A 17,342-nucleotide genomic window follows, 5' to 3' on the forward strand; every position below is an offset into this window, starting at 1 on the left:
AATTCAAACTATATATTTATTATTCAGATTATTTACAAACCCTGCCGCCACTAATAAATGTGCGGCTGTAATAGTTATCCGTTAAACTGCTAATGGTTACTCCACCATTTACACTGCTGTGAACAAAATAATTATTACCCAAATAAACACCCTCATGACTTATTCCGCCTCTTGTATTAAAAAAAACAAGATCACCTTCTACCAGGTTATTTTTTGAAATCCTTTCAGACAATTTATATTGCTCGGCAGCGGTTCTGGGCAAACTAATACCATAAACCGATTCTAATACCTTACCTGCAAAAGCACTGCAGTCAATGCCATATTTATCTGTTCCACCATACCGGTAACGGGTAGCCCACCATTCATCAATAAAATTATACAAAGCAGTATCAGTAAGGGTTTCCACCTCCCTGTTCATCATTGTGGCATATTTAAACTGCGTGGCAGAGCACTGTTCAATATTATGGTCAGAAGCTATATCACCTGCTGAAGGTACCATCGTATTTTCCACCTCATTGTTTGCATTAACATTGTCAGCAGATAAATTATCCGAAATTTTTTCGGGCGTAATTTCAATACCTTCAATAAAATGCAGTGAAGTTTTAGATATATGTTTACCCGCCACACTTTCCAGATTTATACTGGTTTGTGCGGTAACTTTAATAAATGTTCCTGGAAAAATACCAAGGGCAACAGCAAAGAAAAATAAGTATTTCATACGTAAACTTTTGGTTTTACACGTATGCACGACTTAATCTTGTGTTATCTGATCTTCTTTTGTTTCGTTAAAATACACTGCTTAGCTATTCTTTTCTATAAGTCCTGTCCTACAAACAATTAATAAATAATTTTTATGATAGTGGGCAAATATAATACCAAAACATATCAAATGCAAGCTTTCAAACCAACACCGCTGGCATCGCTACTACATTCTGTGGAAAAACGGATTAGTAACCCTCTTTATTGTTAACGATATTTGTATCTAAACGGTAAACTTTTTGTTGTCCCGGCTATAGAATAAACATCAACATCGTTGCGTCGCACTCTTGTACGATATTCCTTGTTTGAGCCCTTTATAATCTGTGGTATCAGCATTTTACAGCAGTTTAAAATAGTCCGGTTAATTATTAAATTTCGTCATGCAGTTTTCACATCTTCACGTACACACACAGTTCTCTTTATTGGATGGAGCCGCCTCCATAAAAAATTTATATAAAAAAGCCATTGCTGATAAAATGCCCGCGCTTGCCATCAGTGATCATGGCAATATGTTTGGTGCTTTTGAATTTGTAAAAGAAGCCTATAATCATAAAAATGCCGATGGTACTTTAAAAGTAAAACCCATTGTTGGCTGTGAGTTTTATATTACTACCGATCGTACAAGAAAAACATTCAGCAAAGAAGAAAAAGATCCGCGGCACCACCAAATTTTATTAGCAAAAAATGATACCGGATATAAAAATTTAGTGAAGCTTACTTCGCTGGGTTATATCGAAGGAATGTATTCCAAATATCCGCGTATTGATAAGCAACTGATTCATAAATACCACGAAGGATTAATTGCCACTACCTGTTGCCTGGGCGCATTGGTGCCGCAAACCATTTTAAAAAAAGGCGAAGCTGAGGGAGAAAATGAATTTAAATGGTGGCTCAATATATTTCAGGAAGATTATTATATAGAGTTGCAGCGTCATGGCATTCCCGACCAGGATAAGGTTAACCTGGTATTGTTAAAATTTGCAAAAAAGTACAATGTAAAAGTAATTGCCAGCAACGATTCGCATTATGTAGATCAGCAGGATTTTAATGCCCATGATATTTTACTTTGCATCAACACAGGCGAAAAGCAGGCCACTCCTGCCTTGCGTGAGTTTAGCGATGATGATGTAATGACAAAAAATAAACGCTTTGCATTTCCCAACGACCAGTTTTATTTAAAAACCGGTGAAGAAATGACCAAAGTATTTGAAGATATTCCGGAAGCCATTGATAACACCAACGAAATCGTAAGCAAGATTGATTTACTGGATTTAAAGCGTGACATTTTATTGCCTTTTTTTGAAGTGCCGGCTAATTTTAAAACTCAGGATGAATACCTGGAACATTTAACCTGGACCGGTGCTAAAGACCGCTACAAAATATTGACGCTTGAAAGTGAAGAACGGTTACAGTTTGAGTTAGGGGTAATAAAAAAAATGGGGTTTGCCGGTTACTTTTTAATTGTAAGCGATTTTATAAAAGCTGGCAGGGATATGGGTGTTTTTATCGGTCCGGGCCGAGGGTCTGCAGCCGGCAGTGCGGTAGCTTATTGCGTTGGTATCACCAATATAGACCCTATCAAATACAATTTACTCTTTGAAAGATTTTTGAATCCGGAACGTAAATCAATGCCGGATATTGATACGGATTTTGATGATGAAGGCAGACAAAAAGTGTTGAACTATGTGGTGCAAAAATATGGCAAAAACCAGGTAGCGCAAATCATCACTTATGGTACCATGGCCGCTAAATCAAGTATTGCGGATGTGGCCCGTGTAATGGATTTACCCATTGCTGAAAGCAGAGCTATTTCTAAACTGGTACCCGAACGCCCGGGCATTAACCTGAAACGTTTACTGCATGCCCCTTTCACAAATAAAGAGGCAAAAAAGGGTGAAATATCACTGGAAGAAAAAGAACAATTGCAGGGAGAAGATATTGAAAATGTAAAAAAACTCCGGGAGTTGTATGCAGGCGATACTTTGCACAGCAAGATATTGCATGAGGCAGAAATTCTGGAAGGATCAGTAAGAAATACGGGTATTCATGCATCGGCCATTATCATTGCGCCAAAAGATTTAACCGATCTGTTACCAGTGGCCACATCAAAAGAATCTGAGTTGTGGTTAACGCAGATTGAAGGTGGTTCCATTGAAGAAGCCGGTGTAATTAAAATGGATTTCCTGGGATTAAAAACATTGAGTATTTTAAAAACGGCCCTGCAGCTCATAAAACAAAACCACGATATAAGTATTAAAATTGATGACATACCATTAGAGGATGAAAAAACATATAAACTATACCAGCAGGGCGATACCAACGCAACCTTTCAGTTTGAAAGTCCCGGTATGCAAAAACATTTACGCGAATTAAAGCCAGATAAATTTGATGATCTGATAGCGATGAATGCCTTGTATCGCCCCGGCCCAATGGCATACATACCGGAGTATATTGACCGTAAACATGGCAAAAAACAAGTGGAGTATGATTTGCCCGATATGGAAGAACACCTGAAGGAAACTTATGGTATTACCGTGTACCAGGAACAGGTAATGTTGCTATCACAAAAACTGGCTGGTTTTAGTAAAGGTGATGCGGATGTATTGCGCAAGGCCATGGGTAAAAAACAAATTGCTGTACTAAATAAAATGAAAGTACAGTTTGTGGAAGGTGCTACTTTAAAAGGTCATCCGAAAGATAAACTTGAAAAAATATGGACAGACTGGGAAGCATTTGCACAATACGCTTTTAATAAATCGCACTCTACCTGTTATGCTTTTGTGGCGTATCAAACAGCCTATTTAAAAGCGCATTATCCCAGCGAATATATGGCTGCTGTGTTAAACCACGCAGGCAGTATTGAAAAGATTACTTTTTTTATGGAAGAGTGTAAACGAATGAGCTTAATTGTGCTTGGGCCAGATATTAATGAGTCGCAAAATGGATTTGCGGTGAATAAAAAAGGAGAAATAAGGTTTGGTTTCAGTGGCCTGAAAGGCGTGGGAGAAAATGCCATTGAACACATCATTGAAGAAAGAATAAAGCATGGTTTTTATACTTCTATGTTCGATCTGGCAAAAAGGGTAAACCCAAGGGCAGCCAACAAAAAATCTTTGGAAAGTCTGGTGTATTCGGGCGCATTTGATTGCTTTAAAGATATTACCAGGGCGCAGTACTTTTACCAGGCACCAGGTGATGTAGTTGGACTTGATAAAATCATTAAGTTTGGGAGTATTTACCAATCTCAAAATGCCAGCGCAAGTAATACCTTATTTGGCGATCTGCAAATGCCGGATATTATTCCACCGAAATTATCTTCCTGCGAACCATGGCCATTGGCCCAGCAGCTGGATTATGAAAAAGAAGTGACTGGTATGTACATGAGTGGCCATCCGCTGGATAACTTTAAATTTGAAATGCGGCATTATAATATCACGCCACTGGCAGAATACAACGAATTTAAGTTGGCGGTAAATACACACGCCAATCCTGGCAGGCAATTTCGTGTAGCCGGCCTGGTGGTAGATACCCAGCACCGCATGACTAAAACCGGTAAAAATTTTGGTATTCTTAGCATTGAAGATTATAGTGGTAAAAGTGAATTTATGTTGTGGAGTGAAGATTACGTTAAATACACCGCTTACCTTGAAAAAGGGTTAATTATCTTGGTAGAAGGTGGGTTTAAAACAAGGTATAACAGCGATCAATATGAGTTTAAATTAAATAAAATTCACCTGCTGGAAACGGTAAAACCGGTGTTAACCAAACAAGTGGTAGTGGAAGTACAGCCGCAGTTTGTAAACAAAATTTTTATTGACTTTATTGAAAACAATGTAAAAACAAACCCAGGCAAATCATCCATTAAATTTAATATTGCAGATGTTAGAAATAATTATAAAGTGGGAATGTACACTTTAGAAAAAGGCTTTACGATGAATGATGATATGGCTGTATTTCTATTAGACAACAAAGACGTGGAAGTGACTGTGGTAACAGGTTAGCTGATATTCAATTACCAATTTTTGATTATAAATCATTAATTAAAGTGTGTCTTTGTGGCAAAAACTAAAATTAACACTGCCAAATGGAATGTGAATATGTCATAACAACACATTTAAATATTTGGATGTAAATTTGAGTTTTACATCTAAAATAAATAAAAAAAAATATAAAATTATGGCACATGAATTCACTGATGCAAACTTTCAGACAGAAGTTTTAGATTCAGATAAATTATCAGTAATAGATTTTTGGGCAGAATGGTGTGGCCCTTGCCGTGCAATAGGTCCGGTAATTGAAGAGCTGGCAAAAGAGTATGATGGTACCGTAAATGTTGGAAAAGTAAACGTTGATCATAACCCGCAGATATCCATGAACTATGGAATTACCAGCATTCCGGCAATTCTTTTTGTAAAGGGCGGACAGGTAGTTGATAAATTAGTTGGTGCTCAGCCAAAAGCAAATTTTATAAAAAAGATAGATCAGCATAAATAATTTCCCTATAAAAATATAGCGCATCAGTAGAAACTGGTCAAAAAAAAATCCCTGGTTATGCCGGGGATTTTTAATTATTTGTTGCTTTTTCTTAGTATACCTGTATCATGTTTGTATTTAAAAACAATGGGGAAAATAATAGTCAACACCATTGCGTATGCAGCAAATGTAAACCATATTGAAGGCCAGTCTTTAATACCAGAACAGGCTCCCATATTATTTGTTGTAAAATGATCAACAACTTTACCGGCAGCCCATCCCCCCATAATTGCACCAAGTCCATTTGTCATGAGCATAAACAAACCTTGTGCACTTGCCCTGATACTTTCATCAGCTTCCCTTTCAACAAACAATGAACCGGAGATATTGAAAAAATCAAAGGCCATTCCATAAACAATCATTGATAAAATTAAAAATATAAGACCATCACCCGGGTTACCAATACCAAATAACCCAAATCGCAACGCCCAGGCAACCATACTCATCAGCATCACCTTCTTTATTCCAAATCTCTTCAGAAAAAATGGAATTGTAAGAATAAACAGTGTCTCCGATATCTGAGATAATGATATTAATAAACTTGGATGATTTACTGCAAACGTGCCTTTGTAAGCTGTACCAAAATCATTCAAAAAAGGCTGTCCAAATGCATTGGTAATTTGCAATGCAGCACCTAGTAACATGGCAAACAAAAAGAAAACAACCATTCTTGGCTGCTTAAATAAAACAAACGAATTTAATCCAAGCATTTCAATAAAAGAAGAACCCTTTGTGGCTTTGGCCGGTTTACAGGCAGGCATTGTTAATGAATAAACTCCCATAATAACGCTTGCGGTTGCCGCAAATAAAAACTGGTTCGAACTTTTTGTCCAACCCAATAAATCAACACCCCACATTGCTATAATAAATCCAACAGTTCCATACACCCTGATTGGAGGAAATATTCTTTGAACATCAAAATTATTTTGAGTTAAAATGTTATACGAAACTGTATTATTTAATGCAATAGTCGGCATGTAAAAACAACTGTTTATCAGAATTATTGAGTAAAGCAGGTTTACATCCTTAACTGTACTTGCCCAAAACAAAGCAGCGGCGCCCGCAAGGTGGCAAATGCCTAAAAGTTTTTCAGCATTTACAAATCTGTCTGCAATTATGCCAACCAGTGTTGGCATAAATAGTGATGCAATGCCCATGGTACCATACGTTGCACCCACTAATGCGCCCCTTTCGCATTGATCGCCGGGAAAAGTAAACATATATCCTCCCAAAGATATCAGCCACGAACCCCAAATAAAGAACTGAAAAAAATTCATTATAATCAGACGCAGCTTAATACTCATAATGTTCTGTTTAAATGTATACCCTTACAATAAAGGAAGTGTCATGAATAACTTCAATAAAATATTGATTTTTAGTCATCAATTTAAGTTAGGGAAGATATACAATTATTGGATAAATAAGGATTCTCTACCATGATTTTAAAAGACCATTTAAATATCCAGACAAGTAAACGAATTAATACCGCGATGTATTACAGCTCACTTCACGTTTTACATTTTAACCTGCCTCAACAGATATGCAAATACTTAACAACCCGCAATAATCAGGGATCAAAAAATCGGCCATCGGCCATTTGAAAATATCTTATATATTTGATAATCCAAAACTTTACCATTTTGAAAAAAAACGTGTTGCTTGTTGTTGGAATTGGCTTGTATTTTTTCACCACAGCACAGAAAAAACAAACATCGGTCACCACAATAAACAGGTGTTTTACAATGGAAAGAGTGCAGCAATATTTACAACAAAATTCTGCCGCAAAATTACACTCTCAACAAGCTTTATTAAATATAAAAAAGTATGCTGCTGCCAAGCCAATAGGTTTTCGCCCTGCCGGTGTAAATGACAGTATTACTATTCCGGTAATTTTTCACCTGGTATTAGCCGATCCATATTTAATTACCGATGCAGTTGTTCAGTCACAAATTGATGAACTGAATAAAGACTATGCCGGATTGAATGCTGATAGTACCAATGCTGAAAATTTTTATCCTGTTCGCGGGCATTCGTCCATCATAAGATTTGTGTTGGCTAAAAGAACACCCACAGGTGGATTAAGCAATGGTATCGAAAGAATTAAAAGTTATACAGCATCCAACGTAAACCTTTCCACTGACCCTATCAAAAGAACTGCCCTGGGCGGCGCAGATGCCTGGGATGCTGCCAGCTACCTGAACCTCTGGATTGGTAATGATGTAAGCGAACGAAATATTTTAGGCTATGCACAATTTCCAGAGTCGGGCATTGCTGCGGATGATGGCGTTTTTTGCAATTATAAAAGTTTTGGTATTAGTAGTTGTAACATCAGTTTATACAATAAAGGCCGCACATTATGTCATGAAATAGGGCATTATTTGGGATTGTTTCATATTTGGGGAGATGAAGATGCATGCATGGGTGATGATTTCAGATCGCTTGTATCTGTAAATTCTACAACAGTATTACCCATAGGTTTATTTAATGCAGCCGGAGATGGAAACACGGTAAATGATATAGGCGATACCCCCAACCAGGCCACAAGTTCAACAGGCTGTTTATCTGGTATAGTAACAGACATTTGCTCCATTGCAGCGCCTGGTAAAATGTACCAGAACTATATGGATTATACCGCCGATAATTGTTATAGTATGTTTACAAAAAAACAGGTAGCACGTATGGAATGGGTATTGCAAAATTCACGTTCCGGCTTAAAAAATTCGCCTGGTGCAACAGCACCAACGGATGCAGTTAAGCGGGATGCTTCGCCCTATCAAACAGTAAATCCTGGTTCAGAAATTATTGGTTGCAGCACAATAATTAACCCATCTTTTTTAAACTGCCCCGGTACCATAATTCCAAAAATAAGGATCGGGAATAATGGCAGTGATGCAATTACTTCCTTAACAGCAGGACTGCTGGTAAATGGCGTGGCAACCACTCCGGTAAATGTAACAATACCTTCACAAGGACTGGCTTTTGGAACAACGACCATTGTAAGTTTTCCATCGCTTGCTGTTACTACAGGTAATTATGTTTTAAAATTTTACACCTACAATGTTAATGGAATTGCTGTTGACGAAGTACCTTCAAATGATACAATCACAACATTTCTTCAGGTATCTGATGGCATCGCATTGCCGGCTTCGGAAGATTTTGAAACTCTTCCCTTCCCATCAAACACCTGGTCTTTATTTAATCCTGACGGAGATGCAACATGGAGCAGATTTTCACCTGGCAATAACAGCTCCGCCGCTATGTTTATTGATAATTACAGTAAAAATAATATAGGTTTAAAAGATGAATTGCGCACACCCAAATTTCTGGTATCGGCTGCGGATTCAATTATTATTTCTTTTGACCTGGCACACAAAAATTATCCTGGCCTGAGTGATCAGTTAAGTGTATTGATATCTGATAATTGTGGTGCAAGCTGGACTACAGTGTATACAAAATCGGGAGACAATTTATCTACCGCAGGATCAACTACTTTACGCTATAGCACACCAGTTGCAACCGATTGGAAAGCACAGAAAATCACCATCGGTGGAGCTATCCTGTCTGCGGGAAAAATTATTATTGCTTTCCAAAATAAGGGAGACTATGGTAACAATATTTTTATAGATAATATTTTAATATACAGGCAAAAGAAACTTGATATTGCAGCTTCTTCCATCGTTTCTCCCGGCGATCCTGAATGTTCGCAGGTGATTAATGCACCGCAAATAATGGTGACCAATAATGGCGTACAAACAGTAACAGGTTTTAAAGTTGGTTATATTTTAAACAATGCACCAGCCGTTTATAAAAGCTTTACACAAAATATTTTACCGGGTACTTCAGATACTGTTGCGCTGAATCCGATAAAGGTAATAAGGGGTTCAAACAATTTTAAAGTATTTACAGCAGATCCGTTTAGCGCAATTGCAACCGGTGATGAAAACACTGCCAATGACACTATCAGCAAAATATTTATTGTAAATACTATCGTGGAAGCTCCTTTAAAAGAAGGTTTTGAAAGTACACAGTTTGCACCTTTGAACTGGCAGATTATCAATCCCGACGGAAGAGCTGCCTGGGCAAGAAAATCGCCGGGTAGCAAAAGTGAATTTTCGGCATTTATGGATAATTTTTCTGAAGATTTTAAGGGTGCAAAAGATAGCCTGAAAAGCCCATTTGTTAATGTGGGCGGCGCTGATTCGGTTATTATATCATTTGACCTTGCACATAAAAATTATGCCGCAGCAAGCGACGAATTAAAGGTGGTGGTTTCTACAAATTGTGGTAATAGTTTTTTACCCGTGTTTGATAAACGCGGTTCTGATTTAGCCACCGCCGGATCATCCGACAGTGCTTACATCAAGCCAGTTGAAGCTGATTGGAAAACACAACGGATTACGCTCGACAGTACATTTGCCTCAGCAGGAAATATTATTGTTGCCTTTGAAAATACTTCTGATTATGGAAACAATATCTTTATTGATAACATCAATATTTCAGCCCTCTACCGAAGAGATCTTGCTGTAACAAAAATAGATGGACCTTCCACAGCCAGTTGCAGCACAGGCCCAATGACACCCGCTATTACCGTAACAAATGCAGGCATTGACACCATTACAGGCTTTACAATAGAGTATACTATTGATAATGGAACACCCGTTTCAAAAATGATAACCGGTATCACCCTTTCAGCAGGCGGGCAAATGAAAATAATGCTGGACGCTTTTAATACCACTATTGGCAAACATTCTTTTGTAGTATACAATACGAATCCAGTTACAGCGAAAGGCACCGGCGATTATAATAATCTAAATGACACGCTTAAACTTTCTTTTTTTATTGTAGGCATACAACCAGCACTTCCTATGGCAGAAGGTTTTGAAGGCACCCATTTCCCTCCTGAAAACTGGGGCGTAGTTAATAATAACGATACTGCATCATGGAAAGAAACCACCGCTGCGGCAAACACCGGCACCGGTTCCATGGTTATTAATAATTTTAATGACTCCATAACAAATACGATCAGTAAATTTATGTCACCTGTTATCAACAATAACATTAACAACGATTCCATTTTTTTATCTTTTAAAATGGCTTATAAACAGGGAACTACCTACCCCGGCAATACAGGATTTCCGGTTGATACTTTGGAAATACAGGTTTCAAAAGATTGTGGTATTACTACACAAACAGTATGGAAAAAATGGGGCAGCGATTTACAAACAGTCAGCGACCCTAATTACCCGGCTTTTACACCTTTTATTCCGGCAAAGATCGATTGGAAAAATATCAATTGTTACCTTACTCCTTTTACAGGCATTAATAATTTCCAGGTATATTTTATTGCCAAAGGCAAACAGCAAAATAATATCTGGATGGATGATATAAATGTTTACGCCAAACAGCTGCCTAAAAAATTGAAAGAGCAGGGATATCTTATTTATCCAAATCCGTTTAATAATAGTTTTTTAATTCATCATTATGGTGCACCCATAAACCTAAAAGCAACACAGTTGTATAATGCAGCAGGTCAGTTAATTTACGACAAATGGTATAATGGCAATGCCGCTTCCGAAATAACAGTTAATCTGCCAGGAAACGCAGGTGGAGTGTACATATTAAAAATGATTTACACCAATAAAACAATTATAGAAAAAATAGTAAAGCGATAAATGTTACTAACAACTGCAAAGGATATGTGAGATGTGACAGAAGCACAATTAACGCTGATTTTAACGGATTATCCGGATATTAATTTATAGAAATTAATATCCGGAGATTAGTTTTGGCAAAACAAAAAGATAAATCCATTTTAACCCGTCTATTTAGTATCATCCGCATTTCTATTTTATGTTGGGTAATCAATGTAACATCTACTATCTCCTTTACAAAAATAACATTACATATTAAACAGGATGCCAACAAAAGGCATCCTGTTTTGTTTTAAAGAAGTGGCTCCAGTAACTTTACACTAAAAATTATACATGGGTACTTCTATAGACACGTTAATAAATGCAACCAGTGATTCCGACCTTAAAAAAATTGCGGAAAAAGTAAAGCAAAAAATAAGAATATCAGATAAAGAAGGAATTATATTATTTGAAAAAGGCAGTCTTTCTTTTGTTGGTGCGTTAGCCAATTTTATCCGGGAGAGATTGCATGGAGACACCACCTATTTTAACCGGAATTTTCATATTGAGCCCACAAATGTTTGTGTGTTCAGTTGTAAATTTTGTTCTTACAGCCGCTTGTACGCAAAAAAAGAAGAAGGCTGGGAATTAAGCATTGACCAAATGCTGGACATTGTAAAAACATACGATGGCAAACCCATTACTGAAGTACATATTGTTGGAGGTGTACATCCTAAAATGAATATGGCTTATTTTATAGAATTGATGCAAAAAATAAAAGCGCACCGGCCAGGCTTGCATGTAAAAGCTTTTACCGCAGTAGAACTGGACTATATGTTTCGCAAAGCAAAGCTTTCTGTTGAAGAAGGAATGAAACAATTACACGAGGCAGGTTTAGACAGTTTACCAGGTGGTGGCGCAGAAATTTTTTCACCCGAAATAAGAGAGCAGATAGCTGCCGACAAAGTGGATGCTAATGGATGGTTACAGATACACGAGACTGCACATAATTTGGGCATGCACACCAATGCCACGATGCTGTATGGTCACATTGAAAAGTATGAACACCGCATTGACCACATGCGCAGGCTACGGGAACTGCAGGATAAAACTGCTGGCTTTAATACTTTCATCCCGCTAAAATTCCGCAACCAGGATAATGATATGAGTTATGTTTCAGAATCAACCATTACGGAAGATATGCGGCTGTATGCGATTGCAAGAATTTACCTTGACAATTTTCCACACCTGAAAGCCTACTGGCCGATGCTTGGCAGAGAAAATGCACAACTGAGTTTGTCTTTTGGCGTAAATGATATTGACGGTACCATCGATGATTCTACCAAAATATACTCCATGGCAGGCAGCGAAGAACAGACCCCTGCAATGACCACAGAACAATTGGTAACGTTAATAAAACAGGTAAAAAGAAAACCGGTTGAAAGAGATACTTTGTATAATGTAGTTAAAGATTATACACTGGAACAATTTGAAGAAACCTTTGCTGCTGCGCAGTTGAATTAATTATTCCCATGAAATCAGTATTTGATATTATTATAGTTGGTGCCGGTCCTATCGGCCTGGCATGTGCCCTGGAAGCAAAGCGGAAAGGCCTGCAATACCTTATTATTGAAAAAGGTGCACTTGTAAATTCGTTATATAATTACCCGGTAAACATGACCTTTTTTTCTACGTCAGAAAAACTGGAAATAGGCGGTGTACCTTTCGTAAGCAATACCATTAAACCTACCCGGAATGAATCGCTCGAATATTACAGAAGGGTTACCATTGCAAGTGGATTATCGTTACATCTTTTTGAAGAAGTAAAAACCATCAGCCAGGAAGAGGAATTGTTTACAGTACACACTTCCAAAGACAAGTATACTACCAGTAATATTATAATTGCCACGGGGTTTTATGATTTGCCTTTCCTGTTAAATATACCGGGTGAAGCGCTGCCGAAAGTAACCCATTATTATAAAGATCCACATTTCTATGCGTTTCAAAAAGTGCTGGTAATTGGTGCAAGTAATTCCGCAGTGGACGCCGCATTAGAAACATATCGCAAAGGCGCAGAAGTTACCATGGTAATAAGGGAAAAGGACATAGGTGAAAGGGTAAAATACTGGGTTAGGCCAGACATTATCAACCGGGTTAAGGAGGGAACCATCAATGCTTTCTTTAATTCAACTGTAGCTGCTATCAGGGAAAATGAAGTTGATATTAATACAAATGACGGATTGGTAACCATTGCCAACGATTGGGTAATTGCCATGACGGGCTATCAGCCCAATCTGACATTTTTAGAAAAAATAGGGATTAAATTATCTGCGGATGAAGTGAGGAAGCCACTCTATGATACTGATACACACGAAACGAATATTAAAGGAATTTACTTGGCGGGAGTTATCTGCGGCGGTATGGATACACACAGCCTGTTTATAGAAAATTCAAGAGAGCATGCCGTAAAGATTATTGACAATATATTGCATCATAAAATGGCGGTACTTTAACCCGCCGCTTCATAAATTAATCCTCTTTAGTTTCTTTACTGAATAATTATTTTTTCAACAGCACTGGTTGTATTACCAATACATATTAATAGATAAACGACGGCTGCTAATTGGTTCACTGGTATTTTTATATTGCCTGTTTGCAAGGTGATATTGTGTTTTGCCATGATGCTGCCGTTACTGCTTACTACTTCAACAGCCCTGTAGCCGGGTTTATCCAAATAAACATTTATTATACCGTTGCTGATAACAGTGGGCGCTATTAAATTTTTGATGGTGTTGTTCACCAATAATTGTTTGATGCCGGAATAGGCATACTTGCCGTCAATATCGATTATTTTTAACCGGTAAAAAATAGTTCCATCATAATTGAAAAGATGTAAAAAACTGTATTGATTGGATGTGCAAGAAGAATAAGGTTGTACGGTACCGGCATACAAAAATGCGCTTCCATTTAAACTGTATGCAACGTCGTACAATAGTATGTTTAGCTCAGCCGAAGTTTGCCAATGCAGGCTGGTGAAAGTATCTTTGTGGTTGCAGTCCATCCTGCCGTACCGTTAGAATGTGTGAGATAAAATTTATCTGAAAAAGAATCAGCATTAACTATATGCCGGTAATTTTTACTGTTAGATTAAATGCCGCGATTCATAATTTTATGCCGGCAACTGCTACAAAGCCGTTCAAAAAAAGATCTGGCTACCGCAATTATCACTATTGATAACGCGATTACCACAATTTGTTGGGTTTAAATTATTAAAGAAGAATCATTAAAAATGGATAACAGCAAAACTATAAAGCAGCCATTTAACCTTCGGGCCTGATCTATGCCATTTGTAAATACATCCATAACAAATAACCACGGATAGCTTACCGCATTGCTGCACTGATAAAGCAGCAGCAACAATAACCGAATAATTTACTTAACAATATAGAAGAAAAACCAGCAATTAAACATCTACGATAAAATTGTCTGGTACAAGATAACAGGTATTGTTATCGTATTTTAAGGTAAACTTATTACTTAGCAAGGGCCGGGCTACAGCAGTATAAAACCAAGCAGCAAAACAATCAACAGGCTGGATATACTCAACACAATACTCATCAGCGAAAAACTGCTATAGGTTTGTTGCATGCTTAATCCACTAAATTGAGCGATCACCCAAAAATAAGCGTCATTGGCATGGCTCACCATCATAGCACCTGCGGCAGTGGCGCTTAGCAATAAAGATAACTGGAGCGGTGCTTTAAAGCCTGCAATAAATGCAATAGGCGACAGTATGGAGGTTGCCACAATAATGGCCGAGGTAGTAGATCCCTGGGCGGTTTTTAATAAACATCCTATTACATAAGCTATCAGCAAAAATGCAATGGGAGAAAAACTTCCGTTGCTTACCCATTGCTGTACAAGGTCCGCCAATGGTGTTTTCTTTAATACATTACCAAACACACCGCCGGCACCCACCAGAATAAGAATTGGCCCGGCATGGCGGATGGCTTCAAGCATCCATTGGTTAAAAATATTTGTTTCTTTTCTTTTTACAAGCAATAAACTAAACAGTAAACCGGTTAGCAATGCCATCATAGGACTACCAAAAAAAAGCAATACTTTTTTCAGCATGGCAGGCATTGGCAGCAGTTCAGCAGCAGAACCCGCAGCTATCAATAATACCGGAACTATTACCGGTAAAATACTTTTCCAAAATACAGGAAGCTGTATTAATTCTTCCGCCTTTACTCTGGCTCCTATATCCTGTTCATTGATAGTATTTAAAAAACGAGAAGCAAATAACCAGCACATAATAGTTGTTGGAATACTTACGGCAAGGCCTGTTAAAATAACCGTTCCTAAATGCTGGCCGAGGCCAAGATTGGCTGCACCTGCGAGCGAGCCAGGGTGTGGTGGTAAAAAGGTATGAGTGATATATAAACCACCCGCTAACCCATTTACAATAGCTGTGTAAGATCTTTTAGTTTCCCTGCTAAGGGGTTTTGTTAATCCATTTAAAATAACAAAACCACTATCACAAAATATCGGAATGCCAACAACGGCGCCAATGACTGTGATGGCTAAAACCGGTTTATTTTTTCCAAAAAAACGAATGATGGCATCGGCAATACAGAGTGTAGCGCCGCTCTTTTCCAGTACTGTGCCAATCAGTGTTCCCAACACAACCACCAATCCGATATGCGTCATCATATTTCCAAAACCTTCATTGGCTGAAATGACAATCTCTTTTAATGGAAGGCCAACCGTAAGGCCCGTAAATAATGAAGCTATCAGCAGTGCTAAAAAAGGATGCCACTTAAATCGTGAACATGCAATTACAATAAACAAAATAGCCACAGCAATGATGAGCAATAATGAAAAGCCTGTAATCATGTAATTTTTAATTGATCCTTTTTTAAAATATTCTAGAACATACCATCTTGAAATAAAAAATTACGGGGTCAAAGTAATTATGAATTATTAATTACTAATTGCCTGGTTCATTCATTCAATAATCACCACAACAACATCCATGACGTTGGTTTGTGTAGCGCCGGTTTTTATAAGACTGCCTGTTTGTAAAAAGAAATGGTATGCGTCATTGTTGGCTAAATATATTGCTGCATCCAGGTTATTTTCTTTTGCTAATGATATATTTTGGTCATCAACAATGGCTCCGGCTGCATCCGTTGGTCCGTCTGTACCATCGGTACCTGCTGATAAAAAAGTGATGGTATGTGCCATGCTATTGTATTCATCCAAACTCAATTCCAGCAAAGCACTTAGCGCCATCTGCTGATTACGGCCACCCTTACCTTCGCCCTTAACTTTTACCGTAGTTTCGCCACCAAGCAGCCAACAGGCTGGCAAAGTTCCTGTGTATTTTTTACACTGTTGCACTAACTCACGGCCAACTTTTGCCGCGTCACCGTGCAGCGTATTATCAGCAACAACAACAGCATAATTTAACTGTTTTGCGTAATCGGTGGCAGCTTTTAAGGCAACTGCATTGTTTCCGATAATTTTATTATAAACCTTTTTAAAAACAGGGTCGTCTGACTTCGGAGTATCTTTTATCATTGCTTTAATACCAGCATTGATATGCTGACAAATAGTAGCCGGCAACTGATTAAATAGATTATACATATTTAGAATTGTTTTTACATCATCAAATGTAGTAATATCAGCCACTGTGGGCCCACTGGCTATTATGGATATGTCGTCTCCCGGCACATCTGAAATGATCAGGGAAAACCAGTTAGTATTTGGTGCATATTGCAATATCTGGCCGCCTTTGATAGCTGATAAATGTTTGCGGATAGTATTCATTTCTTCGATGGTGACCCCGCTTTTAAGCAACAGTTCATAAGTAAATTGCAGATCATTAAGAGATGCACCTTCCGGTATATCTATCCATAAAGAAGATGCACCTCCACTTAGAAGGCAAATAACCAAATCATTTTCGCCCGCCCGCTGTAACAATTGAACGGTTTGTATTGTAGCCGCAATACCATTTTCATCCGGCACCGGATGTGCTGCTTCTAAGCAAATAATTTTTTGTAATGGGATCGAGTGTTCATATTTGGTAACTATTTTTCCTTCGGTAATTAAACTACCCAAAATTTCTTCCACTGTTTTAGCCATTGCAGCACTGGCTTTTCCTGCACCAATTACATAAATATTTTTCAGTTCCTTGATTAAAAACTGCCGGTCAAAAATATGCAGCACGTTATCCTCAATAAATAAATGTGCAGGAATTAATTGTGCCGGCTGAACTGCCGCCACCGCTGAGTTAAATATTTGGTTAGCTTTTTCCCTGGTGGTCATTTTTATTTTTTGTATGCAATCGTTTCACAACATACAGTAAATAAATTAAACAAATACTACCGGATTTATTTTGAATCTTCCGGTAAAAAA

General features: G+C 37.9%; 10 protein-coding genes. 5 read left to right on the plus strand and 5 right to left on the minus strand.

What is annotated here, in order from left to right; all coding sequences use genetic code 11:
* Positions 1 to 28: 28 nt before the first annotated feature.
* Entirely contained in the window at positions 29 to 718 is a 690-nt protein-coding gene (locus H7254_RS07850; protein WP_301932445.1) for a C40 family peptidase, read from the minus strand.
* Between the two features lie 421 nt (positions 719 to 1,139).
* On the opposite strand from H7254_RS07850, the gene dnaE reads away from it, so the two are divergent.
* Both dnaE and trxA read left to right on the plus strand, forming a co-directional pair.
* A complete protein-coding gene (gene dnaE / locus H7254_RS07855; protein ID WP_301932446.1) occupies positions 1,140 to 4,760 on the plus strand; it encodes a DNA polymerase III subunit alpha in 3,621 nt (1,206 codons plus the stop codon).
* A 175-nt stretch (positions 4,761 to 4,935) separates the two neighbouring features.
* Positions 4,936 to 5,253 (plus strand): thioredoxin, encoded by a 318-nt coding sequence (gene trxA / locus H7254_RS07860; RefSeq protein ID WP_301922770.1) that lies wholly within the window; start codon positions 4,936 to 4,938, stop codon positions 5,251 to 5,253.
* 74 nt (positions 5,254 to 5,327) lie between these two features.
* Here the strand turns inward: trxA and H7254_RS07865 are convergent, their stop codons facing one another.
* Positions 5,328 to 6,596, minus strand: coding sequence for a nucleoside permease (locus H7254_RS07865; protein ID WP_301932447.1), 1,269 nt, complete (start codon positions 6,594 to 6,596; stop codon positions 5,328 to 5,330).
* 336 nt (positions 6,597 to 6,932) lie between these two features.
* Here H7254_RS07865 and H7254_RS07870 point away from each other — a divergent pair, with 336 nt between their 5' ends.
* From H7254_RS07870 to H7254_RS07880, 3 genes are all read left to right on the plus strand, one after another.
* Positions 6,933 to 10,964 carry a choice-of-anchor J domain-containing protein gene (locus tag H7254_RS07870; RefSeq protein WP_301932448.1) on the plus strand — a complete coding sequence of 1,344 codons (4,032 nt, stop codon included), beginning with the start codon at positions 6,933 to 6,935 and terminating at the stop codon, positions 10,962 to 10,964.
* Between the two features lie 312 nt (positions 10,965 to 11,276).
* The gene (gene mqnE, locus H7254_RS07875; RefSeq protein WP_301932449.1) at positions 11,277 to 12,446 is read left to right on the plus strand and encodes an aminofutalosine synthase MqnE; all 1,170 of its coding nucleotides are present in this window, start codon (positions 11,277 to 11,279) and stop codon (positions 12,444 to 12,446) included.
* Between the two features lie 8 nt (positions 12,447 to 12,454).
* On the plus strand, positions 12,455 to 13,435 hold the full coding sequence (locus H7254_RS07880) for a YpdA family putative bacillithiol disulfide reductase (protein WP_301932450.1): 981 nt from the start codon (positions 12,455 to 12,457) through the stop codon (positions 13,433 to 13,435).
* A gap of 35 nt (positions 13,436 to 13,470) precedes the next feature.
* On the opposite strand, the gene H7254_RS07885 is transcribed toward H7254_RS07880, so the two are convergent.
* The 3 genes from H7254_RS07885 to H7254_RS07895 all read right to left on the minus strand — a co-directional run bounded on the left by H7254_RS07885 (position 13,471) and on the right by H7254_RS07895 (position 17,252).
* Complete coding sequence (locus H7254_RS07885) at positions 13,471 to 13,983, minus strand: hypothetical protein (protein ID WP_301932451.1); 513 nt, start codon at positions 13,981 to 13,983, stop codon at positions 13,471 to 13,473.
* Positions 13,984 to 14,474: 491 nt separating this feature from the next.
* Positions 14,475 to 15,818, minus strand: coding sequence for a GntP family permease (locus H7254_RS07890; RefSeq protein ID WP_301932452.1), 1,344 nt, complete (start codon positions 15,816 to 15,818; stop codon positions 14,475 to 14,477).
* A 111-nt stretch (positions 15,819 to 15,929) separates the two neighbouring features.
* Positions 15,930 to 17,252 (minus strand): glycerate kinase, encoded by a 1,323-nt coding sequence (locus tag H7254_RS07895; RefSeq protein ID WP_301932453.1) that lies wholly within the window; start codon positions 17,250 to 17,252, stop codon positions 15,930 to 15,932.
* Positions 17,253 to 17,342: the final 90 nt, after the last annotated feature.

Source organism: Ferruginibacter sp. (assembly GCF_014377975.1).
GTDB lineage: Bacteria > Bacteroidota > Bacteroidia > Chitinophagales > Chitinophagaceae > Ferruginibacter.

Coding starts and splice junctions, on each gene's coding strand:
- H7254_RS07880 (WP_301932450.1), top strand. CDS start 12,455: ATGAAATCAGTATTTGATATTATTATAGTTGGTGCCGGTCCTATCGGC.
- H7254_RS07890 (WP_301932452.1), bottom strand. CDS start 15,818: ATGATTACAGGCTTTTCATTATTGCTCATCATTGCTGTGGCTATTTTG.
- H7254_RS07850 (WP_301932445.1), bottom strand. CDS start 718: ATGAAATACTTATTTTTCTTTGCTGTTGCCCTTGGTATTTTTCCAGGA.
- dnaE (WP_301932446.1), top strand. CDS start 1,140: ATGCAGTTTTCACATCTTCACGTACACACACAGTTCTCTTTATTGGAT.
- H7254_RS07865 (WP_301932447.1), bottom strand. CDS start 6,596: ATGAGTATTAAGCTGCGTCTGATTATAATGAATTTTTTTCAGTTCTTT.
- H7254_RS07885 (WP_301932451.1), bottom strand. CDS start 13,983: ATGGACTGCAACCACAAAGATACTTTCACCAGCCTGCATTGGCAAACT.
- trxA (WP_301922770.1), top strand. CDS start 4,936: ATGGCACATGAATTCACTGATGCAAACTTTCAGACAGAAGTTTTAGAT.
- H7254_RS07895 (WP_301932453.1), bottom strand. CDS start 17,252: ATGACCACCAGGGAAAAAGCTAACCAAATATTTAACTCAGCGGTGGCG.
- mqnE (WP_301932449.1), top strand. CDS start 11,277: ATGGGTACTTCTATAGACACGTTAATAAATGCAACCAGTGATTCCGAC.